Source organism: Streptomyces sp. HD (assembly GCF_028369295.1).
GTDB lineage: Bacteria > Actinomycetota > Actinomycetes > Streptomycetales > Streptomycetaceae > Streptomyces.
Genome location: NZ_JAQMYP010000021.1, coordinates 21,904 through 45,742, shown reverse-complemented (window position 1 = coordinate 45,742; position 23,839 = coordinate 21,904). Strand labels below are relative to the sequence as shown.

The following is a 23,839-nucleotide window of genomic DNA, read 5'->3' as shown; positions in this document are numbered from 1 at the left end:
GACATGAACGCAGACGGCCGTATCAGGCTCAACCGGACGCCCGAGTGGACCGCGCTGGCCAAGCACCGCGAGGAGCTGGGCGAGGTGCGGCTGCGCGAGCTGTTCGCCGCCGCCCCGGGCCGCGGTGCGGGGTACACACTGCAGGTCGGCGACCTGCACATCGACTACTCCAAGCACCTGGTCACCGACGAGACGCTGCGGCTGCTGCGCGAGTTGGCCGCCGCCACGGACGTGTTCGGGCTGCGGGACGCGATGTTCCGCGGCGAGAAGATCAACACCACCGAGAACCGGGCCGTGCTCCACACTGCGCTGCGGGCGCCGCGCGAAGCGGTGGTCGAGGTCGACGGGGAGAACGTGGTCCCCGGCGTGCACGCCGTCCTCGACAAGATGGCCGACTTCGCCGAGCGGGTCCGCTCCGGTGCCTGGACCGGCCACACCGGCAAGCGCATCAGGAATGTCGTCAACGTCGGTATCGGCGGCTCCGACCTCGGCCCGGCTATGGCGTACGAGGTGCTGCGCAGTTTCACCGACCGCGATCTGACGGTCCGTTTCGTGTCGAACGTCGACGGCGCCGATCTGCACGAGGCCGTCCGCGACCTGGACGCGGCCGAGACGCTGTTCATCATCGCGTCCAAGACCTTCACCACGATCGAGACGATCACCAACGCCACGTCCGCGCGCAACTGGTTGCTGGGCGAGCTGAAGGCCGGGCCGGATGCCGTCGCGAAGCACTTCGTCGCTTTGTCGACGAATGCCGAGAAGGTCGCGGACTTCGGCATCGACACGGTCAACATGTTCGAGTTCTGGGACTGGGTCGGTGGGCGGTACTCGTACGACTCGGCGATCGGGCTGTCGCTGATGATCGCCATCGGGCCGGACCGCTTCCGGGAGATGCTCGACGGCTTCCGGATCGTCGACGAGCACTTCCGCACCGCACCCGCCGAGTCCAATGTGCCGCTGCTGCTGGGCCTGTTGGGCATCTGGTACGGCAACTTCCACGACGCACAGTCGCATGCGGTGCTGCCGTACAGCCACTACCTGTCCAAGTTCACGGCGTATCTGCAGCAGTTGGACATGGAATCCAACGGCAAGTACGTCGGCCGGGACGGGCAGGAGGTCGACTGGCAGACCGGGCCGGTCGTGTGGGGTACGCCGGGCACCAACGGGCAGCACGCCTACTACCAGTTGATCCACCAGGGCACCAAGCTGATCCCGGCGGACTTCATCGGCTTCGCCGAGCCGGTCGCAGAGATGAGTGACGAACTCAAGGCGCAGCACGACCTGCTGATGGCGAACTTCTTCGCGCAGACGCAGGCGCTGGCGTTCGGCAAGACGCCGGAGGAGGTGCGCGCCGAGGGGGTGCCGGAGGAGTTGGTGACCCACAAGACGTTCAAGGGCAACCACCCGACGACCACGATCCTCGCGCGTGAGCTGACCCCGTCGGTGCTGGGCCAGCTGATCGCGCTGTACGAGCACAAGGTGTTCGTGCAGGGCGCGGTGTGGAACATCGACTCCTTCGACCAGTGGGGCGTCGAGCTGGGCAAGGTCCTCGCCAAGCGGGTCGAGCCCGCGCTGACCGAGGGTGCGGACGTGCCGGGGCTGGACGCGTCGACGAAGGCGCTCGTCGCCAAGTACCGGGAGCTGCGCGGCCGGCAGTGACCGCAGATGCGGAAAGCGGGCGGCACGTTGTCGTCCGCTTTCCGTAGCCGCCCTCGGCGATCATGAGCACGATCACTCGGGGGAGTTCAAGGCGACCTGTCCACCAGGGAGTTGGACCGGCGGCACGCTGACCCCACGGTCGTTCCTGAAGCCCCACCATGTCGCGCGGGCGAGGCGGCCTCGCCTCCGCTGACCTCGGGAAACCCGTCGTGTCCCGGACCCGCCGGTCAGGCGACCGCGCTCAGGGTGTCCGCGAGTCGGCGGTGGGCCGCGCGGGAGGCGGGGACGGCGGCCAGGGCGGCCGCGCCCGTGACCGCGGCCGCGCCGAACAGGAGCAGGAGTGGGACCGACGGGCTCTGGGCGATCCCGGCGCCGATGCCGCTCGATCTGCCCTGGGCGTCGATCAGCCAGTGGGCGAGGGGCGTGCCCAGGGCCGTGCCGACGACGACCGCTGCCAGGGCGGTGCAGGCGGTGGACGTGACGGTGATCGCGGTGATCTGCCGTGGCGAGAGGCCGATGGCCTTGAGGGCCAGCAGATCGCGCTCGCCCTCCCGGACGGTACCGCCGATCGCGGTGAGCAGTTCGATGAGCCCGATGAGGGCCAGAACGGCGATCAGGCCCACCACGACTCCCCGCAGCGGCGAGAGCCCGTCGGCCGGGTTGGGCACTGCGTGGATGTCCAGGCGGCCCTGCCCCGCGTCGGCCAGCCGGTCGGAGACCTCGGCCGGGTCGGCGCCCGGGCGGAGCCGTAGCTCGTAGAGGGTGGGGCCGAGGCCGCTGCCGTTCTCACGGAGGGTGTCGAGGGAGGTGGAGATGACCCGGCCGGCGTTGTCCGGCTCGATGCTGCGGCCCACGATGTGCAGGATCTGCGGCTGGTCGCCGACGGTCACCCGGACCCAGTCGCCGACCGCCACGTCCAGCAGATCGAGCAGCCCCTGGCCGGCCACCGCCTCGTCGCGGCCCTGCGCGGGGCGGCCCTCGGCCAGCGCGTACGGGTAGGGGTCCTGGCCGGTGCCGAGGCCGCGCAGGGCGATGGTCGCCGTCTGCCCCGGGACCAGCGCGGCCACCTCGACGCCCGGGTAGGCGGCGGCGACCTGCGGGTCGCGTTCCAGCAGGGCGCGGGCGTCCGGGTCGGTCAGACCGGAGTCGGCGCGGGCGGTCAGGGCGGTGGGCAGGCCGATGCGGTCGGGGCTGCTGTCGAAGCGGTCGATGGTGGTCCATGCGCTCATCGCGACCACGATCAACAGCAGCGGCAGCGCCAGCCGGGCCACCGTGGCCAGCGACCGGGGGCGGCGGGTGAACGCCCGGTGCCAGCCCAGCACCAGCGCGGGCGGCAGCCGTAGCCCGAGGGCGCGGCGGGACAGCCCGGACAGCCGTCCGGCCGGTGGAGCCGCCGGCAGCCCCAGGGCTCGGCGCGCGGCGCCTGTCGTGCGCCCGGCCGGCGAAGCCGCAGCAGACCGCGGCCCGGCGTCACGGCCCGTCCCACCGGAAAGACCCCCGCCGATCGGCGCCGCGGGCCGGGGCACCGGAACCGGCGGCACCCGCCCCGCACGCCACGCCGCGAGCCAGGTGGTCGCGCCGATGAGGAGCACCGCGCCCACCGGCACCGTGAACAGCGCCACGGTGTGCCCGGGCAGCCCCTGCCACACGCCGACCGCGTCCCCGAGCCGCCCGGGGATGTGGTTGCCCAGGGCCTGGATGACGGAGGCCGCGGCCACGGCGCCCAGGAGCGCGTAGGCGAGATGCTGGAGCAGGAAGACGCGGACCACCTGGCCCGGCGTGAACCCGATCGCCTTCAGCACCGAGATGTCCCGCAGATGACCGCGGATCCGGGTGCCGATCGCCCCGTGCACGGCCAGCCCGGCGGCGACCAGCGCGCCCAGCCCGAACAGCCCCAGCACCTGCCCGAGCAGCCGGTTGTCGCCCTGTGCCTCGGCCTGAGCCTGCTTCCAGGTGGAGACCTCGCTGACCGCACCGGCGCCCAGCACGGTCACGGCGCGCTGGACGGCGTAGTCCGTGTCGTCGGGGTCGGTCAGGCGCAGCCCGATCACCTGGCCGCCCGGGTTGCGGACGGCGGCCGGCGGTGCCCAGACGAGGCCCGGCTGCTCGCCCGGCCGGTAGCGCGGCTCGGCGTTGTCGGCGATGCCGAGGACGGTCAGGGTGCGGCCGGTGCCGGGCAGGGTGAGGGTGTCGCCGGGGGCGGCCAGGAGGGCGCGGGCCAGGCGGGTCTCCAGGACCACGCCGTCGGGTTTCGCCGGGTCCAGCCAGTGGCCGGAGGTCAGGAGCGGGCGGCCGACGGCGGGCCGCTCGGGCGTGCCGCGCAGTTCGACGGAGGCCCGGGTGCCCCGGGAGGTCAGGGCCGTGGAGGAGGTGGGGTAGGGGCCCGCGACGGACTGGACGCCGTCGAGGTCGGCCAGCTTGCCGGTGTCGGCCGCGGAACCGGTGTGCAGCCAGACGTGCGCGCCGCGCGCCTGGGTGAAGACGCGCTGCCAGGGATTGGTGGCGTAGCCGAAGAGCGCCGTGGCCAGCAGCAGCGAGACGACGATCCCGGCCGTGGCCAGCACGAGGAACAGCGCCTCGCCGCGGTGCGTACGCAGATCGGAGTGCGCCCAGCGCAGGGTGGCTCGCATGGGCGTCAGCCTCGCTGCTCGCGACCGGGAGGCCGGCGCCGGGGGGAGCGACCGTGCCGGGGGGAGCGTCCGCAGTGGGCACAGGGATCGTCGTAGCGCCGCATGTCAGTCCTTCAGCTCCAGCACGCCCGATATCCCGGACCGGCGCGGCGGGGTCGTGCCGCCGTCCAGCTCGGCGTCGTCGGCGATCCGGCCGTCGAAGAAGCTGATCACCCGGTCCGCGGCGCTCGCGAGCCGGGCGTCATGCGTGACCAGCACGATCGTCTGGCCGCGCTGGTGGAAGCGGGACAGCAGCCGCATCACCTCACGGGTGCCCTTGCTGTCCAGGCTGCCCGCGGGTTCGTCGGCCAGCAGCAGCGGCGGACGGTTGACCAGGGCCCGGGCCAGCGCGACGCGCTGCTGCTCGCCGCCGGACAGTTCGCCCGGCATGCTCCGCTCCTTGCCCGCGAGGCCCAGCTCGGTCAGCAGCTCGGTCCGCTCGGCGCGGGCCCGCTTCGGCGGGACGCCGGCCAGCAGGGCGGGCAGCTCGACGTTGTCGGCGACGGACAGATCCGAGACCAGGTTGAAGAACTGGAAGACGATCCCGATGCGCTTCCGGCGCTCCACCGCCCAGCGGGCCTCGTTCCAGGCGTCGGCGCACTCGCCGTCCAGCCAGATGCTGCCGCTGTCGGGGCGCTGCAGCCCGCCGAGCAGATGCAGCAGAGTCGACTTGCCGGCTCCGGACGGCCCGGTGACCGCCACGAACTCGCCCTGCCGGACGGAAAGATCCACGCCCCGCACGGCATGCGCCGGAGCTCCCTCGCCGTAATGCGTCTTGACCAGACCCTCGGCACGCAGCCCAGGAGTGGAATCGTCGCTCACTCCAACTCCTCCAGCTCTTCCTGGCACCGCTCCAGCCAGTCCAGGTCGGCCTGCAGATGCAGCATCGCGCCCTCTATCAGCAGGTGGGCGATGCGGTTGTCCCGGTTCTCGGCGGCGGCCAGCTTCGACAGTTGACGCATGGTGTTCAAGTACTGGCGCCGCTGCTTGTTGATGAGGGCTACCTGGTCGGCGAGGCCGGTCTGCGGGGCGAGAGCCAGCTTCATGAAGAACTCGTCCCGCACCCGAGGCTCGTCCTCGGTGTCCTCGAACCAGGCGCGCAGCGCCTCACGCCCGGCGTCGGTGAGGTGGTAGACCTTCTTGTTGGGCCGGCTCGACTGCTCGACGTCCTCGCCCTCGATCAGCCCCGATTTCTCCAGGCGGCCGAGGGTGACATAGATCTGGCCGACATTCGGCTGAGGGTACGCGGAGCCCAGCATCTGCTCAAGGTCCTGCTTCAGCTCGTAGCCGTGCGCCGAGCCACGCGCCAGCAGGGCCAGGAGGGGCAGCCGCACTCGTGCTCTCCTCCCGCTTCCCGAGTTAATGTGCCGCAGGCCCTAGTATCGCCCATACCTAACAGGTATACATGGCCTCTGACCCCGGACGAAGGCGCCCGGTGCCAGGTGTACAGGGAGGAACCTATGCGGTGGATCCATGCCGCGGGTAGGGGCCTCCTTGTTCTGGTCGTGGTCATGACCGGCTATATCGCCTCCGGCGTCCACGCGGACGAGGGTTCGGGAAGCGGCCGAGGGCCCCTGACCCTCGCCACCGCCGGCGACCTCACCGGCTATCTCGGCCCCCTCCTGGAGGGCTGGAACCGCGCCCACCCGGACGAGAAGGTCACGCTCGTCGAGCTGCCGGACTCCGCCGACGAGACCCGCGCGCAGATGATCACTGACCTGCGCGACGGCGACGGCGACGACGACGGCGGCCGTTTCGACCTGCTCAACATCGACGTCAGCTGGACCTCGGAGTTCGCGGCACACGGCTGGATCCGTCCGCTGCCCCGCGACCGCTTCCCGCTCGACACCTTCCTGCCGCCGGTCGTGGACACGGCAACCTATGACGGACAGCTGTACGCGGTCCCGTACGTCACCAACGCCGGCCTGCTCCTCTACCGCAGGGACATCCTCGCCAAGGAGGGCGTCGACCCGCCGCGCACCTGGGCCGAGCTGGAGAAACAGGCGAAGACCATCGCCCCGAAGTACGGTCTCGACGGATACGCGGGCCAGTTCCTGCCCTACGAGGGCCTCACCGTCAACGCGGCCGAGGCCGTCTACTCGGCGGGCGGCTCGATCCTCGGCGACGAGGGCGAGCGGGTCACCGTCGACTCGACGGCCGCCCGCGAGGGCATCGACTTCCTCTCCCGGGGCGTACGCGAGGGCTGGATCCCGAAGCGGGCGCTGGCGTACAAGGAGGAGGAGTCCAAGCAGGCCTTCCAGGACGGACGCCTGCTCTTCCTCCGTAACTGGCCGTACGCCTATGTCGCCGCGTCGGCCAAGGGCTCGCCGGTCGCCGGGAAGGTCGGCGCCGTACCGCTGCCGGGGCCGGGCGGACCGGGGATGAGTGTCCTGGGCGGCTCCAACCTCGCCGTCAGCACACACGCCCGGCATCCCGACTCGGCCGCCCGGCTGATCGCGTACCTGACCAGTGAGCGCGTCCAGCGCCAGGTCCTGACGCGGGGTGCGCTGCCGCCCGTACGGGCCGACGTATACGAAGATCCCGAGCTGGTGCGGCAGTTCCCGTATCTGCCGACCCTGCGCGAGAGCGTGCTCAGGGCCGCGCCGCGCCCCAAGAGCCCGCGCTACGACCAGGTGAGCCTGGTGGTGCAGGCGGTCGTGCGGGACGCGATGAGCGGGCGGGAGACGCCCGAGGAGGCGGTGCGCCGGCTGGCGCGGGAGCTCGACGCCGTCGCGCGCTGAATAGTTACCTGTTAAGTAACGGCAGCATCTCATCCTTTCTGATTCTGACCCGGTATGTCCCAGTTCGATAGGTCAACCGCTCGGTAGCTTACGGCCAGTTCATTGACACCCTCCTGACACGCCTACTTAACATGCATGCATGCTGAGTAAGTACCACTGGTGGCGTGACGCGGTGATCTACCAGGTCTACGTCCGCAGCTTCCTCGACAGCACCGGCGACGGTGTCGGCGACCTCGCGGGGGTCCGGGCGGGGCTGCCCTATCTCAAGAAGCTCGGGGTCGACGGGATCTGGCTGAGCCCGTTCTATCCCTCGCCGCAGCACGACCACGGCTACGACGTCGCCGACTACTGCGGCGTCGACCCGCTCTTCGGTGACCTCGCCGAGTTCGACCTGCTGGTCGCGGCGGCCCGGGGCCTCGGGATCAAGGTGCTGCTCGACATCGTCCCCAACCACTGCTCCAGCGAGCACCCGTGGTTCGAGGAGGCGCTGACCGCCGAGCCCGGCAGCGCGGCCCGCTCCCGCTTCCACTTCGCCGACGGCCGGGGCGCCGACGGCTCCGAGCCGCCCAACAACTGGCACGCGATGTTCGGCGGCCCGGCGTGGAGCCGGGTGACCGAGGCGGACGGGCAGGCCGGCCAGTGGTACCTGCACATGTTCACGCCCGAGCAGCCCGACTGGAACTGGCGCAACCCGGAGGTCGGCGCCGAGTTCGACCGGGTCCTGCGCTTCTGGCTCGACCGGGGTGTCGACGGCTTCCGTATCGACGTCGCCGCCGGGCTCTTCAAGCACCCGGAGCTGCCCGACTCGGACGACCCGGAGGCCGACGCCCGCACCCGCGACTCGGTCAACCCGCTCGCCTGGAACCAGCCCGAGGTGCACAAGGTGTGGCGTGGCTGGCGCTCCATATGCGAGGAGTACACCGCCCGCGACGGCCGTGAGCGCCTCCTCGTCGGCGAGGTGTCCGTGCCGACCGCGCGCGAGCACGCCCTGTACGTCCGCTCCGACGAACTCCACCAGGCGTTCTTCTTCGACCTGCTCAGCGCCCCCTGGGAGGCCGACGCCTTCCGCAAGGTCATCTCCGAGGCCATGCAGGACATAGCCGGCACGGGCTCGACGGTCACCTGGGTCCTCAACAACCACGACCAGGTCCGCACCGTCACCCGCTACGGCGAACCCGCCACCGAGGGCAGCGGTCTCGGCGCCGCCCGCGCCCGTGCCGCCGCGCTGCTGATGCTGGCGCTGCCCGGAGCGGCGTACATCTACCAGGGCGAGGAGCTTGGTCTGCCCGAGGTCGTCGACCTGCCCGACGACGTGCTCACCGACCCGATCTTCCGCCGCACCGGAAGCCGGGCCCGGATCCGCGACGGCTGCCGGGTGCCGCTGCCCTGGTCGGGACAGGCGTCCCCCTTCGGCTTCACCTCCGGCGTGGAGAGCGCCAAGCCGTGGCTGCCGCAGCCGGAGTACTTCGCCGAGTACGCCACCGACCGCGCCCTCGCCGACACCCGTTCCTTCTGGCACCTGTACCGCGACGGCCTCCAACTGCGCGCCGGGCTGCCCCAGTTGGGCGAGGGCACGCTGCGCTGGCTGGACAGCCCACCCGGCGTCCTGGCCTTCGCCCGCGGCGACGGCCTGGTCTGCGCCGTCAACTTCGGTACGGCCCCCACGCCCGCGCCGGTCTCCGGCAGCCCGCTGCTGGCCAGCGGCCCCTGCCCGGCCGGCGTGCTGCCCGGCTCCACGGCCGCCTGGTGGATGAGCGACGGCACCGAGTCACCGGCCCGCTGATCCCCCGTTCGAAAGCCCCTTGCCCCCCGGTCCGAAGCCCCCTGATCCCCCGTTCGAGAAGGCCTGCTCCACCGTCAGTTCTCCCATCCCCGAAGGGACATCGATGATGATGCGACGACGTACCACCCTGCTCACCGGCTGTACCTCCCTCGTCCTCGCGCTCGGCGCGACCGCCTGTGGCGGTGGTCCCGTCTCCGCGGGCGGCGGCGACAAGGCGCTCGGGGGCCAGACGGTCACCGTGGCCGGTGTCTGGTCCGGCACCGAGCAGAAGAACTTCCAGAAGGTGCTGGACGCGTTCACCGAGAAGACCGGCGCCAAGACCCAGTTCGTGTCCACCGGGGACAACGTCTCCACCGTCGTCGGCAGCAAGATCGAGGGCGGCAACGCCCCCGACGTGGTGATGGTCCCGCAGGTCGGTGTGCTCCAGCAGTTCGCCAAGAGCGGCTGGCTCAAGCCGCTGTCCGGTGCCGCCCAGAAGTCCGTGGACGCCAACTTCGCCCCCGTGTGGAAGAACTACGGCAGTGTCGACGGCAGCCTCTACGGCCTCTACTTCAAGGCCGCCCACAAGTCGACCGTCTGGTACAGCCCCGACGCCCTCGCCCAGGCGGGCGTCGAGCCGCCGAAGTCGTACGACGACATGCTGAAGGCCGGACAGACGGTCTCCGACTCGGGCCTCGCCGCCTTCTCGGTCGCCGGGCAGGACGGCTGGACGCTCACCGACTGGTTCGAGAACGTCTATCTCTCCCAGGCCGGACCCGAGAAGTACGACGCCCTCGCCACGCACAAGCTGAAGTGGACCGACGCGTCGGTGGTCGAGGCGCTCACCACTCTCGGCAAGCTGTTCAAGGACAAGCAGCTGATCGCGGGCGGTCAGAAGGGCGCCCTCAACACCGACTTCCCGGGCTCGGTGGAGAAGGTGTTCGGGCCGAAGCCCGAGGCGGGCATGGTCTACGAGGGCGACTTCGTCGCGGGCGTCGCCAAGGACCAGTTCGGCAAGAAGATCGGCGAGGACGCGAACTTCTTCCCGTTCCCGGCGGTCGGCGGCGGCAAGGAGCCGGTGGTCAGCGGTGGTGACGCGGCCGTCGTCCTGAAGGACGGCAAGAACCAGAAGGCCGGCATGGCACTTCTTGAGTACCTGGCGACTCCGGAGGCCGCCGCGGTGTGGGCCGAGGCCGGTGGCTTCCTGTCCCCGAACAAGAACGTCGACCCCGCCTCCTACGGCGACGACGTCACCCGCGCGACCGCCAAGTCCCTCGTCTCCGCGGGCGATTCGGTCCGCTTCGACATGTCCGACCAGGCCCCGGCGGCGTTCGGCGGCACCAAGGGCGCGGGCGAGTGGAAGCTCCTGCAGGACTTCCTGCGCGACCCGTCGGACCCGAAGGGGACCGCGGCGAAGCTGGAGGCCGCGGCGGCCAAGGCGTACCAGGGCCAGGGCTGACCTGACATGACCGCCACTCTCGTGAATGAGGCGAGCCGGGGGGCCGCCGTGAGCCCGGGCAGGGAACGTGCCCGGCGCTCGCGGCGGCGCGCCCGGATCATCGCCCTGCTCTTCGTCTTCCCCGCGCTGCTCCTGCTGGGCGCGCTGGTCGTCTATCCCGTGCTGTTCTCCGTCGGGCGCAGCTTCTTCGACGCCTCCGGCACCCGTTTCGTGGGCGGCGAGAACTACGCCGAGATGTTCCGCGACCCGGCCACCCTCAAGGCCATCCGCAACACCACGATCTGGGTCGTCGTGGCCCCGGCCCTGCTCACCGGCCTCGGCCTGATCCTGGCCGTGCTGGTGGAGAAGGTCCGTTGGGCGACCGCCTTCAAGCTGCTGCTCTTCATGCCGATGGCGGTGTCCTTCCTGGCGGCCGGCATCATCTTCCGGCTCGCCTACGACGAGGACCCCGACAAGGGCGTGCTGAACGCCGCCGTCGTCTCCGTGCACGACGCCTTCCAGGGCACGTCGACCTATCCGACGGCCCGGGCACGTGACGGGCAGGGGCTGACGAAGGCGGCGGACGGCTCGTACCGGGCGACCGCGAGCGCGTCGCCGGGCGAGGCGCTGACGCTGGGCCTGGTCGGTGTGCTGCCGGACGACCTGCCCGGCGGCGCCGAGCCGGCCTACGAGGCGGCGGGGCGCAAGGCGGGCGCCGACGAGCTGCGCGGCGTCGTGTACCTCGACTTCACTCCCGGTGGGGGAGGGGAGCAGGGCAAGGTCGACCGGCGGGAGAGCGGGCTGCCGGAGATGACGGTCGAGGCGGTGCGGGCCGGGAAGACGGTCGCCACGGCGACCACCGCGGCCGACGGCTCCTTCCGCTTCGAGGGGCTGGACGAGGGCTCCTACACGGTGAAGCTGCCGGCGTCGAACTTCGCCGCCCCCTACGAGGGCATCTCCTGGCTCGGGCCCACGCTCGTGACCCCGGCGATCATCGGGGCGTACCTGTGGATCTGGGCGGGCTTCGCGATGGTCCTGATCGGCGCGGGCCTCTCGGCTCTGCCGCGGGACGCGCTGGAGGCGGCGCGGATGGACGGTGCGAACGAGTGGCAGATCTTCCGGCGGATCACGGTGCCACTGCTGGCGCCGGTGCTGACGGTCGTGTTCGTCACCCTCGTCATCAACGTGATGAAGGTCTTCGACCTCGTCTACATCATCGCGCCCGGGCCGGTGCAGGAGGACGCGACCGTGCTCGCGACGCAGATGTGGCTGGTGTCGTTCGGCGGCGGCAACAACCAGGGGCTGGGCAGCGCGCTGGGCGTCCTGCTTCTGCTGCTGGTCATCCCCGCCATGGTCCTCAACGTCCGTCGTTTCCGAGGGAGTCAGCGATGAACGGGACGATGAACGCGGTCCGGCGCGGACTGGGCAACAGCCTGGTCCAGGCGTTTCTGGTGGTGGTCGGGCTGGTGTGGATGACACCGCTGGCCGGGCTGTTCCTCTCCTCGCTGCGGTCCGCCGAGGACACCGCGAAGGGCGGCTGGTGGACAGTGCTCGCCAGTCCCGGCCAGCTGTCCTTCGACAACTACTCGCAACTGCTGGGCAACTCCGGGATCACCCAGGCCTTCTGGAACACCGTGCTGATCTCGGTGCCGGCGACCGTGCTGGTGGTGGTCATCGCGGCACTCGCCGGGTACGCCTTCGCGTGGCTGGACTTCCCCGGCCGCGAGACGATCTTCCTGGTCGTGGTGGCGCTGCTGGTGGTACCCGTGCAGATCGGCCTGCTCCCGGTCGCCAAACTCTTCGGTCAGCTCGGGCTGTTCGGCACGATCCCCGGCGTCGTCCTCTTCCACGTGGCGTACGGTCTGCCGTTCGCGGTGTTCCTGCTGCGCAACTACTTCGCCGAGATGCCGAAGGAGATGCTGGAGGCGGCGCGGATGGACGGCGGCACCGAGTGGCGGATCTTCACCCGGCTGGTGCTTCCGGTGGGGCGGCCGGCGATCGCCTCACTCGCCATCTTCCAGTTCCTGTGGGTGTGGAACGACATGCTGGTGGCGCTGCTGTTCGCCGACAGCACGTCACAGCCGCTGACCGTTGAACTCCAGTCACAGATACGGCAGTTCGGCAGCAACATCGATGTGCTGGCACCCGGTGCGTTCCTGTCGCTGGTGGTGCCGGTCGTGGTGTTCTTCGCCTTCCAGCGGCACTTCGTGCAGGGCGTGATGGCCGGCTCGGTGAAGTAGCGCGGGCAGGCAAGCAGCGCATCGGCAGGCAGCGCATGTGCTTCGGGCCCCCGCTTCACTGCGAAGCGGGGGCCCGAAGGACGTTCACGCGGATGCCGGTGGATACAGCGAACGCGGCAGCTGTGACGCCGCCGCCGAGTCCAGCAACCACAGGGTCCTGGAACGGCCGTACGCACCGGCCGCGGGCGCCTGGATCTCGCCCGCGCCCGAGAGGGCGATCGCCGCGGCCTGCGCCTTGTCCTCGCCCGCCGCCAGCAGCCACACCTCACGCGCCGCCCGGATCGCGGGGAGCGTGAGGGTGACGCGGGTCGGGGGCGGCTTCGGGGCGCCGTGGACGCCGACGACCGTGCGCTCCGTCTCACGTACCGCGGGGAGTTCCGGGAACAGGGAGGCGACATGGGTGTCGGGGCCCACGCCCAGCATCAGGACGTCGAAGGTGGGGACCGCGCCGTGGTTCTCGGGGCCCGCCGCCCTCGCCAGTTCCTCCGCGTACGCGGCGGCCGCGGCCTCCACGTCCGTGCCGAACGGGCCGTCCGACGCCGGCATGGCGTGCACCCGCTTCGGATCCAGCGGCACCGCGTCCAGCAGGGCCGCGCGGGCCTGCGTGACATTGCGGTCGGGGTCGCCCTCGGGGAGGAAACGCTCGTCGCCCCACCACAGGTCCAGCCGGCCCCAGTCGATCGCGTCCCGCGCGGGGGCCGCCGACAGTGCGGCCAGCAGGCCGTTGCCGTTGCGACCGCCCGTGAGGACCACGGACGCCGAGCCACGGGAGGCCTGTGCGTCCACGATCTTCGTGATCAACCGGGCCGCCGCGGCCTGCGCCATCAGCTCCTTGTCATGGTGCACGACGAGCTGGGGAGTACTCACTTCGCCGCCGCCTTCTTCAACGGTTCCTGCGTCGCCGCTTCCTGCGCATCGGCTTCGCCGGAAGACTCGGACGCCGCTCCTTTGGCTCCTTTGGCCGGAGAGTCCGCAGACTCCGCAGGTGCCTCTTCGGACTCGTTGGCCGGCGACTCCTCCGCCTTCGCCACGGCGGCCTCCGCCAGCGCGGCGGCCTGCACCGCCTTGGCCACGGCGGCCTCCGCTGCCTCCGCGGCGTACGCGCCGCCCCGCACCGCGGCGGCCGACACCGAGTTCAGCCGCTCCACGCCGAACCGCAGCGCCGACGCGTAGGTGTCGTCCGGGTCCAGCCGCCGCAGTTCCTCCGCGATCAGCTCGGCCGTCTCCCGCCGCTTCAGTGCCACCGCACGGTCCGGCTGGCCCTGGATGGAGAGGGTCGCCAGGGAGCCGTCCGCCCGGTCGAGCACGATCGGGCCGCAGTCGGTGTCCATCCGGACCGCCGTCAGACCGGGGCCCGACGACAGCGACCGCTTCACGGGGACGTCCAGCCGGTCCGCGAGCCACATCGCCAGCAGCTCACAGCTCGGGTTGAACTCCTCGCCCTCCACCTCGACGGCCTGCACGTCGCAGACCACCTGGTCCAGAGCCGCCGCCAGCATCGAGCGCCACGGCGTGATCCGGGTCCAGGACAGGTCGGTGTCGCCCGGCGTGTAGGTGTCGGCGCGGGCCGTCAGCTCCCGCACCGGCTGCTCCGAGGCGTATGTGTCGGTCACCCGGCGCTGGGCCAGCGCGCCCAGCGGGTCGTTCGCCGGGTCGAGCGGCGCGTTCACCGGCCACCAGACCACCACGGGGGCGTCCGGCAGCAGCAGCGGGAGGACGACGGACTGGGCGTGGTCGGACACCTCGCCGTACAGGCGCAGAACGACCGTCTCACCGCTGCCCGCGTCCGCGCCCACCCGCACCTCGGCGTCCAGCCTCGACGTCGTACGGTCGCGGGGCGAGCGCGAGACGCGCTTGATGACCAGCAGGGTGCGCGAGGGGTGCTCGTGCGAGGCGTCGTTCGCGGCCCGGAGCGCGTCGTACGCGTTCTCCTCGTCCGTCACGATGACCAGCGTGAGCACCATGCCGACGGCCGGCGTGCCGATGGCCCGGCGGCCCTGCACCAGCGCTTTGTTGATCTTGCTGGCGGTGGTGTCCGTGAGGTCTATCTTCATGGCCGGCGCCAGCTCCGTCCGTCTCGCTCCAGCATTTCGTCCGCCTCGACGGGACCCCAGGTACCGGACGGGTACTGGGCGGGCCTGCCGTGCGTGTCCCAGTACTCCTCGATCGGGTCGAGGATCTTCCAGGACAGCTCGACCTCCTCGGTGCGCGGGAAGAGGTTGGAGTCGCCGAGCAGGACGTCGAGGATCAGGCGCTCGTACGCTTCGGGCGAGGACTCCGTGAAGGACTCGCCGTACGCGAAGTCCATCGACACGTCCCTGATCTCCATCGAGGTGCCGGGCACCTTCGAACCGAAGCGGACCGTGACGCCCTCGTCGGGCTGGACGCGGATCACGATCGCGTTCTGGCCCAGCTCCTCGGTGGCCGTCGTGTCGAACGGGGAGTGCGGCGCCCGCTGGAACACGACCGCGATCTCGGTGACGCGGCGGCCGAGCCGCTTGCCGGTGCGCAGGTAGAAAGGGACGCCCGCCCAGCGGCGGTTGTCGATTCCCAGCTTGATCGCGGCGTACGTGTCGGTCTTCGACTTGGCGTCGGTGCCCTCCTCCTGGAGATACCCGACCGCCTTCTCGCCGCCCTGCCAGCCGGCCGCGTACTGCGCGAACACCGTGTCGCGGCCCAGGTCCTTGGGGAGTCTGACCGCCCCGAGCACCTTGGTCTTCTCCGCCGCCAGCGCGTCCGCGTCGAAGGAGGCGGGCTCCTCCATGGCGGTCAGGGCCATCAGCTGCAGGAGGTGGTTCTGGATGACGTCACGGGCGGCGCCGATGCCGTCGTAGTAGCCGGCCCGGCCGCCGATGCCGATGTCCTCGGCCATGGTGATCTGCACATGGTCCACGAAGGACCGGTTCCAGATCGGCTCGAACATCGTGTTGGCGAACCGCAGCGCCAGGATGTTCTGGACGGTCTCCTTGCCCAGGTAGTGGTCGATACGGAAGACCTGGTCCGGGGCGAAGACCTCGTGCACGACCTTGTTGAGCTCCTCGGCCGACTTCAGGTCGTGGCCGAAGGGCTTCTCGATGACCGCGCGGCGCCAGGAGCCGGACGACTGGTCGGCGAGGCCGTGCTTCTTCAGCTGCTGGATGACCACCGGGAAGGAGCGCGGCGGCACCGACAGGTAGAAGGCGAAGTTGCCGCCCGTGCCCTGGGCCTTGTCCAGCTCCTCGATGGTGGCGCGCAGCCGCTCGAAGGCATCGTCGTCGTCGAAGGTGCCCTGCACGAAGCGCATGCCCTGGATGAGCTGCTGCCAGACCTCCTCGCGGAAGGGGGTGCGGGCGTGCTCCTTGACCGCGTCGTGGACCTCCTGTGCGAAGTCCTCGTGGGCCCACTCGCGGCGGGCGAAGCCGACCAGCGAGAAGCCCGGCGGCAGCAGACCCCGGTTGGCGAGGTCGTACACGGCGGGCATCAGCTTTTTACGTGACAAATCGCCCGTAACGCCGAAGATCACCAGGCCCGACGGCCCCGCGATACGCGGGAGCCGTCGGTCGGCGGCGTCACGAAGCGGGTTCGCTTCAGTGACGTTGAAGGGTGGCAAGGGATCAGCCCTCCGAGGGGGCGAGGCGCGCCAGCTCTGCCTCGGTCGACTTGAGCAGGTCGTTCCAGGACGCCTCGAACTTCTCGACGCCCTCGTCCTCCAGCAGCTGCACCACGTCGTCGTACGAGATGCCGAGCTTCTCGACGGCGTCCAGGTCGGCGCGGGCCTGGGCGTAGCTGCCGGCGATGGAGTTGCCGGTGATCTCGCCCTTCTCCTCCGTGGCGTGGAGGGTCGCCTCCGGCATGGTGTTGACCGTGTTCGGCGCCACCAGGTCGTCGACGTACAGGGTCGCCTTGTAGGCCGGGTCCTTCACGCCGGTGGAGGCCCACAGCGGGCGCTGCTTGTTGGCGCCCGCGTTCTCCAGCACGCTCCAGCGGTCCGAAGCGAAGACCTCCTCGTACGCCTCGTAGGCGAGGCGCGCGTTGGCCACGCCCGCCTTGCCGCGCGCGGCCTTGGCCTCGTCGGTGCCGAGCGCGTCGATGCGCTTGTCGATCTCGGTGTCCACACGGGACACGAAGAAGGAGGCGACCGAGCGGATGAGCGACAGGTCGAGCCCGCGCTCCTTGGCCTTCTCCAGACCGGCCAGGTAGGCGTCCATGACCTCGCGGTAGCGCTCCAGCGAGAAGATCAGCGTGACGTTGACGCTGATGCCGAGGCCGATGACCTCGGTGATCGCCGGAAGGCCGGCCTTGGTAGCCGGGATCTTGATCAGGGTGTTGGGACGGTCGACCAGCCAGGCCAGCTGCTTGGCCTCGGCGACGGTCGCGCGGGTGTTGTGCGCGAGCCGCGGGTCGACCTCGATGGAGACCCGGCCGTCCTGACCGCCGGTGGCGTCGAAGACCGGGCGCAGGATGTCGGCGGCGTCCCGGACGTCCGCCGCGGTGATCATGCGGATCGCCTCTTCGACCGTCACCTTGCGGGCGGCCAGGTCGGCGACCTGCTGCTCGTACCCGTCACCGCCGCTGATCGCCTTCTGGAAGATCGTCGGGTTGGTGGTGACACCGACGACGTGCTGCTGGTCGATCAGCTCGGCGAGGTTGCCGGACGTGATGCGCTGGCGCGACAGGTCGTCCAGCCAGATCGCGACGCCTTCCTCGGAGAGGCGCTTCAGTGCGTCTGTCATGGAAAATCAAACTCCTACGTCTCGTATATGAGCGTCAGCGCTGGGTCGCGGCGAGGCCCGTAGTTGAATCAAGCACAGTCCGCGCGACGGCAGCCACGTTCTCGGCAGTGAAGCCGTACTCCCGGAAAAGGACCTTGCCGTCCGCCGAAGCACCGAAGTGCTCCAGGGAAACGATGCGGCCCGCATCCCCGACGTACTTGTGCCAGGTCAGACCGATACCGGCCTCCACGGCGACCCGCGCCTTGACGGCCGGCGGCAGAACGCTGTCCCGGTACCCCTGGTCCTGCTCCTCGAACCACTCCACGGACGGCATCGACACGACCCGCGTCGGCACACCGTCGGCCTGGAGCCGCTCGCGCGCCTCGACGGCGACGTGCACCTCGGAACCGGTCGCGATGAGGACGACCTGCGGCTCGCCACCGTCGGCCTCGAACAGCACATAGCCACCGCGCGCGGCGTTGTCGTCGGCCTCGTACGTCGGCACACCCTGACGGGTCAGCGCGAGCCCGTGCGGGGCACCCTTGCCGAATTCCTTGGTGTAGCGCTTGAGGATCTCGCGCCAGGCGATCGCGGTCTCGTTGGCGTCGGCCGGGCGGACGACGTTGAGACCGGGGATGGCGCGCAGGGACGCGAGGTGCTCGATCGGCTGGTGCGTGGGGCCGTCCTCACCCAGACCGATGGAGTCGTGCGTCCACACGTACGTCACCGGCAGGTGCATCAGCGCCGACAGACGTACGGCGTTGCGCATGTAGTCGGAGAACACCAGGAAGGTGCCGCCGTAGATACGGGTGTTGCCGTGCAGCGCGATGCCGTTCATCTCCGCGGCCATGGAGTGCTCGCGGATGCCGAAGTGGATCGTGCGGCCGTACGGGTCGGCCTCCGGGAGCGGGTTGTCCGCCGGGAGGAACGACGACGTCTTGTCGATCGTCGTGTTGTTGGAGCCGGCCAGGTCGGCCGAGCCGCCCCACAGCTCCGGGATGACCGCACCCAGAGCCTGCAGCACCTTGCCGGACGCGGCACGCGTCGCGACGCCCTTGCCGGGCTCGAAGACCGGGAGCTTCTCCTCCCAGCCGGTGGGCAGCTCGCCCTTGCTGATCCGGTCGAACTCGGCGGCGCGCTCGGGGTTGTTGTCCCGCCAGAGCTGGAAGGACTTCTCCCACTCCGCCTTCGCCAGGGCACCGCGCTCCAGGGCCTTGCGGCTGTGGGTGATGACCTCGTCGGCGACCTCGAAGGACTGCTCCGGGTCGAAGCCGAGGACGCGCTTGGTGGCCGCGACCTCGTCGTCACCGAGCGCCGAGCCGTGGGCGGCCTCGGTGTTCTGCGCGTTCGGGGCGGGCCAGGCGATGATCGAGCGCATCGCGATGAAGGACGGCTTGTCCGTCACCTTCTTCGCTTCCTCGATCGCGTTGTAGATGGCGTGCGGGTCGAGGTCGCCGTCCGGCTTCGGGGCGATCCGCTGCACATGCCAGCCGTACGCCTCGTACCGCTTGACGGTGTCCTCGGAGACGGCCGTCTCGGTGTCGCCCTCGATCGAGATGTGGTTGTCGTCCCACAGCAGGATCAGGTTGCCGAGCTTCTGGTGACCGGCCATCGAGGACGCCTCGGCGGAGATGCCCTCCTGGAGGCAGCCGTCACCGGCGATGACGTAGACGAAGTGGTCGAAGGGGGAGGTGCCCTCGGCGGCCTCCGGGTCGAACAGACCGCGCTCGTAGCGGGCGGCCATCGCCATGCCGACGGCGTTGGCGACACCCTGGCCCAGCGGGCCGGTGGTGGTCTCCACGCCCACGGTGTGGCCGTACTCCGGGTGACCCGGGGTCTTCGACCCCCACGTCCTGAACGCCTTCAGGTCCTCCAGCTCCAGGCCGAAGCCGGCCAGGTAGAGCTGGGTGTAGAGGGTCAGGGACGAGTGGCCGGCGGACAGCACGAAGCGGTCTCGCCCGACCCACTCGGCGTCCGCGGGGTCGTGCCGCATCACCTTCTGGAAGAGGGTGTAGGCGGCAGGTGCCAGGCTCATCGCCGTACCCGGATGGCCGTTGCCGACCTTCTGTACGGCGTCGGCGGCCAGGACACGGGCGGTGTCGACGGCCCGCTGGTCCAACTCGGTCCAGTCGAGGTCTGTGGTGGTCGGCTTGGTGCTCACCCTGGGTCAGGGCTCCTCTCCACATGTCGGTTGCCGGTGTCACGGGCACACACGCCCACCGGCTGCCGGCGTACTCGGCGTCGGCCGGCCGTTGTCGAGCCTACCCCCGGAAGTACGTGCGTTTTTTCGCGTCATTCCAGACTGCCGGGAGTCGCCGGGATGTGCCTCCCGACCGGGTCGTTCCGCATTCGGCATGTGAATACGGAGCCGCTCATCCGGGTGCTCAATCGAGCTTCGGCGCGCCCGTCGGACGGCCCCCTCCAACACGACCCCACCCCCGCGAATGTCCGGGTCTGGGCAACGTCTACAGTGGCGTGGTACGCGCGAGCCTTTACCGGGACTTCACACGGGGAGGCTTGCTGGGATGTCTCTGTCAGGGGTGTGCGTGACGGCCGTTGAATCCCGTCCAGCGGGGATTATCGGGACGAGCCAGAGCCCGAGCCGGCGGCCGATCGGGGCCCGGGTCAAGGCGTTCGTGGCGCTTACCAAGCCGCGGATCATCGAGCTGCTGCTCATCACCACCGTTCCGGTGATGTTCCTGGCCGAGCAGGGCGTGCCGGACCTCGGTCTGGTGCTGCTCACCTGCATCGGCGGCTACCTGTCCGCGGGTGGCGCCAACGCGCTGAACATGTACATCGACCGTGACATCGACGCGCTCATGGACCGCACCTCGCAGCGTCCGCTGGTCACCGGCATGGTGTCGCCGCGCGAGTGCCTGGCCTTCGGCATCACCCTGGCGGTCGTCTCCACGCTGCTGTTCGGCCTCACCGTCAACTGGCTCTCGGCCTGGCTCTCCCTCGGCGCGCTCCTCTTCTACGTCGTCGTCTACACGATGATCCTCAAGCGCCGCACGGCGCAGAACATCGTGTGGGGCGGCATCGCGGGCTGCATGCCGGTACTGATCGGCTGGTCCGCGGTCACGAACTCCCTGTCCTGGGCCCCGCTCATCCTCTTCATGGTGATCTTCTTCTGGACGCCGCCGCACTACTGGCCGCTGTCCATGAAGGTGAAGGACGACTACGCGCGCGTGGGCGTGCCGATGCTCCCCGTCATCGCCTCCAACAAGGTCGTCGCCAAGCAGATCGTCATCTACAGCTGGGTGATGGTCGCGGTCTCGCTCCTGCTGACGCCGCTGGGCTACACGGGCTGGTTCTACACCGCGGTCGCGCTCGCCTCGGGCGGCTGGTGGCTGTGGGAGGCGCACGCGCTGCAGAACCGGGCGAAGGCGGAGGTGACGGGCGGAAAGCTGAAGGAGATGCGGCTGTTCCACTGGTCCATCACCTATGTCTCGCTGCTCTTCGTGGCCGTGGCCGTGGACCCGTTCCTGCGCTGACGTGGTTCTGATGTAGGTCACAGGGCCCTGCTCTCGCCACCTGATCTACTCGCGAGTAGCATCCTGGCCATGGCAGACAAGGTGGCCAAGCTGGCCAAGCAGATCAACACCTTCGCGAAGTCCCACGGCGGCGCCGAGGCGCAGGTCGCGTACATCGGACAGCGTGGCGCCCGCATCGTGCTCGTCGGCGAGGACGGCGGCTGGGGAGACCTGGTGGCACCGTCGTACGAGATCGCCGAGCAGGCCGTGGAGAAGGCCGGCGTCACGCGCCACGAGTCCTTCGACGGCGAGTTCGCGGCGAAGGTGACGACGGGCAAGTACGAGTGGAAGCGGATGGCGGGCATTCAGCTCGGCGGCTGAGCCACCCACTTTTTCCTGAGCGACCCTCCCACTTCCGCAACACCAAGTCACCGGTTCACCCGTTAGGACCTGTAGCAAGCACGGTCCGCCCACGGGGAGCCAGGATGATCGAAACGCCGTCCCTCGTGGACCAGTACTGTCACGGCGTACTGAGGACGGAGCTGGGCCTCGGCACCTTCGAGGCCCAGTTGGCCCGCACGGAGGGCCCGCCCGCCCCGGGGACCACACTCTTCGACACCCAGACGGGTTTCGCCGTACGACGTTGGTGCCCCCCGTTACTCGGCCTGGAACCGCACTGCTCACCCGCCCGCTATCTGGCCAGGCGTCGTGAACTGGGCGTACTGGAGTCGGGCCGGCGCCTGCTGCGCGGCAGCGGCATCACGACGTATCTGATCGACACCGGCGTGCCCGGCGACCTCACCGGCCCCGACGAGCTCGCCTCCGCGGCCTCCGCCGGGGCCCGCGAGATCGTGCGCCTGGAGCTGCTCGCCGAACAGGTCGCCGACACCTCCGGCACCGTCGAGTCCTTCCTCGCCAACCTCGCCGAATCGGTGCACGGCGCGGCGGCCGGCGCCGTGGCCTTCACCTCCGTCGCCGGAGCACGGCACGGACTCGCGCTCGCCCCCGAGCCCCCGGGGCCGGGAGAGGTACGGGGCGCGGCGGGCCGCTGGCTGGCGGGGCGCCGGGTGGGCGGGGAGCTGACCGACCCGGTGCTGCTACGGCATCTGCTGTGGATCGCGATCGCATCGGGGCTGCCGCTCCAACTGCACGCGGGGCTGGGAGAGCCGGGCCTGCGCATCGACCGTACGGACCCGGTCCTGCTCACCGACTTCGTCCGCGCCACCGCAGGCCTCGGCACCGACCTGGTGCTGCTGCACGGCTACCCCTACCACCGCCATGCCGCCCATCTGGCCGGCGTCTTCCCGCACGTCTACACCGACTCGGGCGCCGCTCTCATCCGCACGGGCGCCCGCGCGGCCACGATCCTCGCCGAGATCCTGGAACTGGCCCCCTTCGGCAAGATCCTCTTCTCCAGCGGGGCCCAGGGCCTGCCCGAACTCCACGTGGTGGGCGCGGGCCTCTTCCGCGAGGCCCTCGCCAGGGTGCTCGGCGGCTGGGTGGCCGAGGGGGCATGGTCGCTCGTGGACGCACAGCGAGTGGCGGAGATGGTGGCGGCGGGGAACGCGAGGCGGGTGTACGGGCTGGAGTGAGCCGGCGGCCGACGTCCGCTCGGTCTCACCCCGGTGTCAGTCACCTCGCCCGCACTGGATCGAGGGCAGGGGCGGCGGCGTACCCACCTCGACCGCGGGCTTGTCGCCGTTCTCGTCGCAGATGACCCGGGCCAGCTCTGTGCCGCTGTCGGAACGGCAGAACTGGGCGGGATGCTTGACGTACCCCTTCGGCCTGGGAATCCGCGGGCCGATCACGAGGCAGTTGAAGAAGTCCTCCTGCTTGATCCGCGGCCCCAGATCCAGTGCGTGCCCCACGGCGAGGCTGTTGGCCAGCACGACCCAGGCGCCGAGTTCGTCGACACAGTGCTCCGCGGCGATCCGTTCCCATTTCTTCAGCTCCCAGCTGATCGGTGCGGCGAACAGCGGGACGAAGATGTGGGAGACGCCGAAGGCCTGGCACTTGCCGATCCAGGCGGCGTTCTGTTTGACGTCCTCGCAGATGAGGACGGCGATGCGCCCCATGGTGGTTTCCAGGACGGTGACCTGTTGACCCCTGGTGATGTCCTCGGCCACGGGTTCGCGCACGGGGCGGCCCGGCAACCCCCACTCGGCCGCCTGACCGACGCCGAAGGTGAAGCCGGCCCGCTTGTCCTGCTTCAGCAGGTGCTTCCCGGTGATCCGGTCCACCAGAACGGCCCGGTTGGGCGGCGGATCCATGCAGCCGAGCGGACCTGTGCCGAGGAGGATCCATTCCAGGCTGCTGGCCGGTGGCGGGTCGGCGTCCAGCAGACCCTCCCAGTGCTCCAGCAGGTCGTTGGAGAGCGTGCACTCGGGCAGGACTCCGATCACGGCGCCCGAATTCTCCAGGTCATGGATCACTGTTTCGATCCGTGGGCCCAGGACTCCCTCCTTCGGAGTGATCCGGTAAAGACCGGCGCCATTGGCCTCGGAGTAATCGAACTTCAGATCGTGGTGGGTTTCCGCGATCGGCGCCGACCCGATGGAAATCGGTTTCTCGGGGTGGAATCCCGGATCTATATCGGGCTCGATCCCCGTGTGGCGTATTCCTGCACACTGGGACGGAGTCACCCGGTGCACTCCGAAGAAATCGGGTTTGTCGGCCGGTTCGGCGAGTAGTCTGCCCGGGCGGGTGAAGCGAGGCAGTAAAAGCCCGGTGTGCTTTGTGTTGCTGTTGAGGCTGTGTGTTTCGTTGTAGCGCCTGCTGAGCCACTCCAGCTTCGTGTCGGGTATGTACCCCGGGTGCACTCCGGCGTGGCGGAATGCCTGGTCGAGGCCGATCAGTACGGTGAACCTCCCCATGTCGCCGTACTCGTGGATGATCCCGCGGACCAGGCTGAGTGTGGCCCGGCCGTGCTGGGTGACGTCATCGCACACCGAGTCGGCGAGGTTCTGCAGGTCCGGGTCGTTGTACCAGGTGAGCGCCTGGCGCCCGCTGAAGTGTTCGTCCGGCAGCTCGTCATAGAGGGCGACGAAGAGATCGGCCGGGTCGGCCGGTAATTCGATCTCGCTGATCGAATGGGCAGGATCTTGCGGCTCTATTGTGTTCATCTTTCCCCCCGAAGCGTGAGCACGTAGCCGGATATTAGTGGAGC

The 23,839-nt window shown here is 70.1% G+C and carries 18 protein-coding genes; 9 read left to right on the top strand and 9 right to left on the bottom strand.

Annotated elements, in window-relative coordinates:
• Positions 1-3: 3 nt before the first annotated feature.
• Positions 4-1,659 carry a glucose-6-phosphate isomerase gene (gene pgi, locus POF73_RS21210; protein ID WP_272117708.1) on the top strand — a complete coding sequence of 552 codons (1,656 nt, stop codon included), beginning with the start codon at positions 4-6 and terminating at the stop codon, positions 1,657-1,659.
• Between the two features lie 227 nt (positions 1,660-1,886).
• Here pgi and POF73_RS21205 read toward each other — a convergent pair whose 3' ends face one another.
• The 3 genes from POF73_RS21205 to POF73_RS21195 all read right to left on the bottom strand — a co-directional run bounded on the left by POF73_RS21205 (position 1,887) and on the right by POF73_RS21195 (position 5,662).
• Complete coding sequence (locus tag POF73_RS21205; protein ID WP_272117706.1) at positions 1,887-4,289, bottom strand: ABC transporter permease; 2,403 nt, start codon at positions 4,287-4,289, stop codon at positions 1,887-1,889.
• A gap of 105 nt (positions 4,290-4,394) precedes the next feature.
• Positions 4,395-5,150: an ABC transporter ATP-binding protein gene (locus tag POF73_RS21200; RefSeq protein WP_272117704.1), complete on the bottom strand. Its 756-nt coding sequence runs from the start codon at positions 5,148-5,150 to the stop codon at positions 4,395-4,397.
• Positions 5,147-5,662 (bottom strand): PadR family transcriptional regulator, encoded by a 516-nt coding sequence (locus POF73_RS21195; RefSeq protein ID WP_272117701.1) that lies wholly within the window; start codon positions 5,660-5,662, stop codon positions 5,147-5,149. The genes POF73_RS21200 and POF73_RS21195 overlap by 4 nt, the downstream gene beginning before the upstream one ends.
• A gap of 126 nt (positions 5,663-5,788) precedes the next feature.
• Here POF73_RS21195 and POF73_RS21190 point away from each other — a divergent pair, with 126 nt between their 5' ends.
• The 5 genes from POF73_RS21190 to POF73_RS21170 all read left to right on the top strand — a co-directional run bounded on the left by POF73_RS21190 (position 5,789) and on the right by POF73_RS21170 (position 12,509).
• Complete coding sequence (locus POF73_RS21190) at positions 5,789-7,069, top strand: ABC transporter substrate-binding protein (protein ID WP_272117699.1); 1,281 nt, start codon at positions 5,789-5,791, stop codon at positions 7,067-7,069.
• Between the two features lie 139 nt (positions 7,070-7,208).
• A complete protein-coding gene (locus POF73_RS21185; protein WP_272117697.1) occupies positions 7,209-8,852 on the top strand; it encodes a glycoside hydrolase family 13 protein in 1,644 nt (547 codons plus the stop codon).
• 106 nt (positions 8,853-8,958) lie between these two features.
• Positions 8,959-10,290: an ABC transporter substrate-binding protein gene (locus tag POF73_RS21180; protein WP_272117914.1), complete on the top strand. Its 1,332-nt coding sequence runs from the start codon at positions 8,959-8,961 to the stop codon at positions 10,288-10,290.
• A 6-nt stretch (positions 10,291-10,296) separates the two neighbouring features.
• The gene (locus POF73_RS21175; RefSeq protein WP_272117694.1) at positions 10,297-11,661 is read left to right on the top strand and encodes a carbohydrate ABC transporter permease; all 1,365 of its coding nucleotides are present in this window, start codon (positions 10,297-10,299) and stop codon (positions 11,659-11,661) included.
• Between the two features lie 8 nt (positions 11,662-11,669).
• Positions 11,670-12,509 carry a carbohydrate ABC transporter permease gene (locus POF73_RS21170; RefSeq protein WP_272117912.1) on the top strand — a complete coding sequence of 280 codons (840 nt, stop codon included), beginning with the start codon at positions 11,670-11,672 and terminating at the stop codon, positions 12,507-12,509.
• Positions 12,510-12,593: 84 nt separating this feature from the next.
• Here the strand turns inward: POF73_RS21170 and pgl are convergent, their stop codons facing one another.
• Genes pgl through tkt form a run of 5 tightly spaced genes read right to left on the bottom strand, consistent with a single transcriptional unit; the run spans position 12,594 to position 19,361 of the window.
• Entirely contained in the window at positions 12,594-13,376 is a 783-nt protein-coding gene (gene pgl / locus POF73_RS21165) for a 6-phosphogluconolactonase (protein ID WP_272117692.1), read from the bottom strand.
• Positions 13,373-14,563, bottom strand: a complete 1,191-nt coding sequence (gene opcA / locus POF73_RS21160; protein ID WP_272117690.1) for a glucose-6-phosphate dehydrogenase assembly protein OpcA — start codon at positions 14,561-14,563, stop codon at positions 13,373-13,375. Before opcA ends, pgl begins: the two co-directional genes overlap by 4 nt.
• Positions 14,560-16,098: a glucose-6-phosphate dehydrogenase gene (zwf, locus tag POF73_RS21155; RefSeq protein ID WP_272117688.1), complete on the bottom strand. Its 1,539-nt coding sequence runs from the start codon at positions 16,096-16,098 to the stop codon at positions 14,560-14,562. The genes opcA and zwf overlap by 4 nt, the downstream gene beginning before the upstream one ends.
• Positions 16,099-16,102: 4 nt before the next feature.
• Positions 16,103-17,221, bottom strand: coding sequence for a transaldolase (gene tal / locus POF73_RS21150; protein WP_272117686.1), 1,119 nt, complete (start codon positions 17,219-17,221; stop codon positions 16,103-16,105).
• Positions 17,222-17,255: 34 nt separating this feature from the next.
• On the bottom strand, positions 17,256-19,361 hold the full coding sequence (gene tkt / locus POF73_RS21145) for a transketolase (protein WP_272117684.1): 2,106 nt from the start codon (positions 19,359-19,361) through the stop codon (positions 17,256-17,258).
• 364 nt (positions 19,362-19,725) lie between these two features.
• On the opposite strand from tkt, the gene POF73_RS21140 reads away from it, so the two are divergent.
• The 3 genes from POF73_RS21140 to POF73_RS21130 all read left to right on the top strand — a co-directional run bounded on the left by POF73_RS21140 (position 19,726) and on the right by POF73_RS21130 (position 22,265).
• The gene (locus POF73_RS21140; protein WP_443049580.1) at positions 19,726-20,694 is read left to right on the top strand and encodes a heme o synthase; all 969 of its coding nucleotides are present in this window, start codon (positions 19,726-19,728) and stop codon (positions 20,692-20,694) included.
• A 69-nt stretch (positions 20,695-20,763) separates the two neighbouring features.
• Positions 20,764-21,054 carry a hypothetical protein gene (locus POF73_RS21135; protein ID WP_272117682.1) on the top strand — a complete coding sequence of 97 codons (291 nt, stop codon included), beginning with the start codon at positions 20,764-20,766 and terminating at the stop codon, positions 21,052-21,054.
• 104 nt (positions 21,055-21,158) lie between these two features.
• Positions 21,159-22,265, top strand: coding sequence for an amidohydrolase family protein (locus POF73_RS21130; protein ID WP_272117679.1), 1,107 nt, complete (start codon positions 21,159-21,161; stop codon positions 22,263-22,265).
• Positions 22,266-22,301: 36 nt separating this feature from the next.
• On the opposite strand, the gene POF73_RS21125 is transcribed toward POF73_RS21130, so the two are convergent.
• On the bottom strand, positions 22,302-23,795 hold the full coding sequence (locus POF73_RS21125) for a hypothetical protein (protein WP_272117677.1): 1,494 nt from the start codon (positions 23,793-23,795) through the stop codon (positions 22,302-22,304).
• Positions 23,796-23,839: the final 44 nt, after the last annotated feature.

Coding starts and splice junctions, on each gene's coding strand:
- tal (WP_272117686.1), bottom strand. CDS start 17,221: ATGACAGACGCACTGAAGCGCCTCTCCGAGGAAGGCGTCGCGATCTGG.
- POF73_RS21170 (WP_272117912.1), top strand. CDS start 11,670: ATGAACGCGGTCCGGCGCGGACTGGGCAACAGCCTGGTCCAGGCGTTT.
- pgi (WP_272117708.1), top strand. CDS start 4: ATGAACGCAGACGGCCGTATCAGGCTCAACCGGACGCCCGAGTGGACC.
- POF73_RS21125 (WP_272117677.1), bottom strand. CDS start 23,795: ATGAACACAATAGAGCCGCAAGATCCTGCCCATTCGATCAGCGAGATC.
- POF73_RS21180 (WP_272117914.1), top strand. CDS start 8,959: ATGATGCGACGACGTACCACCCTGCTCACCGGCTGTACCTCCCTCGTC.
- POF73_RS21135 (WP_272117682.1), top strand. CDS start 20,764: ATGGCAGACAAGGTGGCCAAGCTGGCCAAGCAGATCAACACCTTCGCG.
- POF73_RS21140 (WP_443049580.1), top strand. CDS start 19,726: ATGTCTCTGTCAGGGGTGTGCGTGACGGCCGTTGAATCCCGTCCAGCG.
- POF73_RS21130 (WP_272117679.1), top strand. CDS start 21,159: ATGATCGAAACGCCGTCCCTCGTGGACCAGTACTGTCACGGCGTACTG.
- opcA (WP_272117690.1), bottom strand. CDS start 14,563: ATGAAGATAGACCTCACGGACACCACCGCCAGCAAGATCAACAAAGCG.
- POF73_RS21185 (WP_272117697.1), top strand. CDS start 7,209: ATGCTGAGTAAGTACCACTGGTGGCGTGACGCGGTGATCTACCAGGTC.
- POF73_RS21205 (WP_272117706.1), bottom strand. CDS start 4,289: ATGCGAGCCACCCTGCGCTGGGCGCACTCCGATCTGCGTACGCACCGC.
- POF73_RS21190 (WP_272117699.1), top strand. CDS start 5,789: ATGCGGTGGATCCATGCCGCGGGTAGGGGCCTCCTTGTTCTGGTCGTG.
- POF73_RS21175 (WP_272117694.1), top strand. CDS start 10,297: ATGACCGCCACTCTCGTGAATGAGGCGAGCCGGGGGGCCGCCGTGAGC.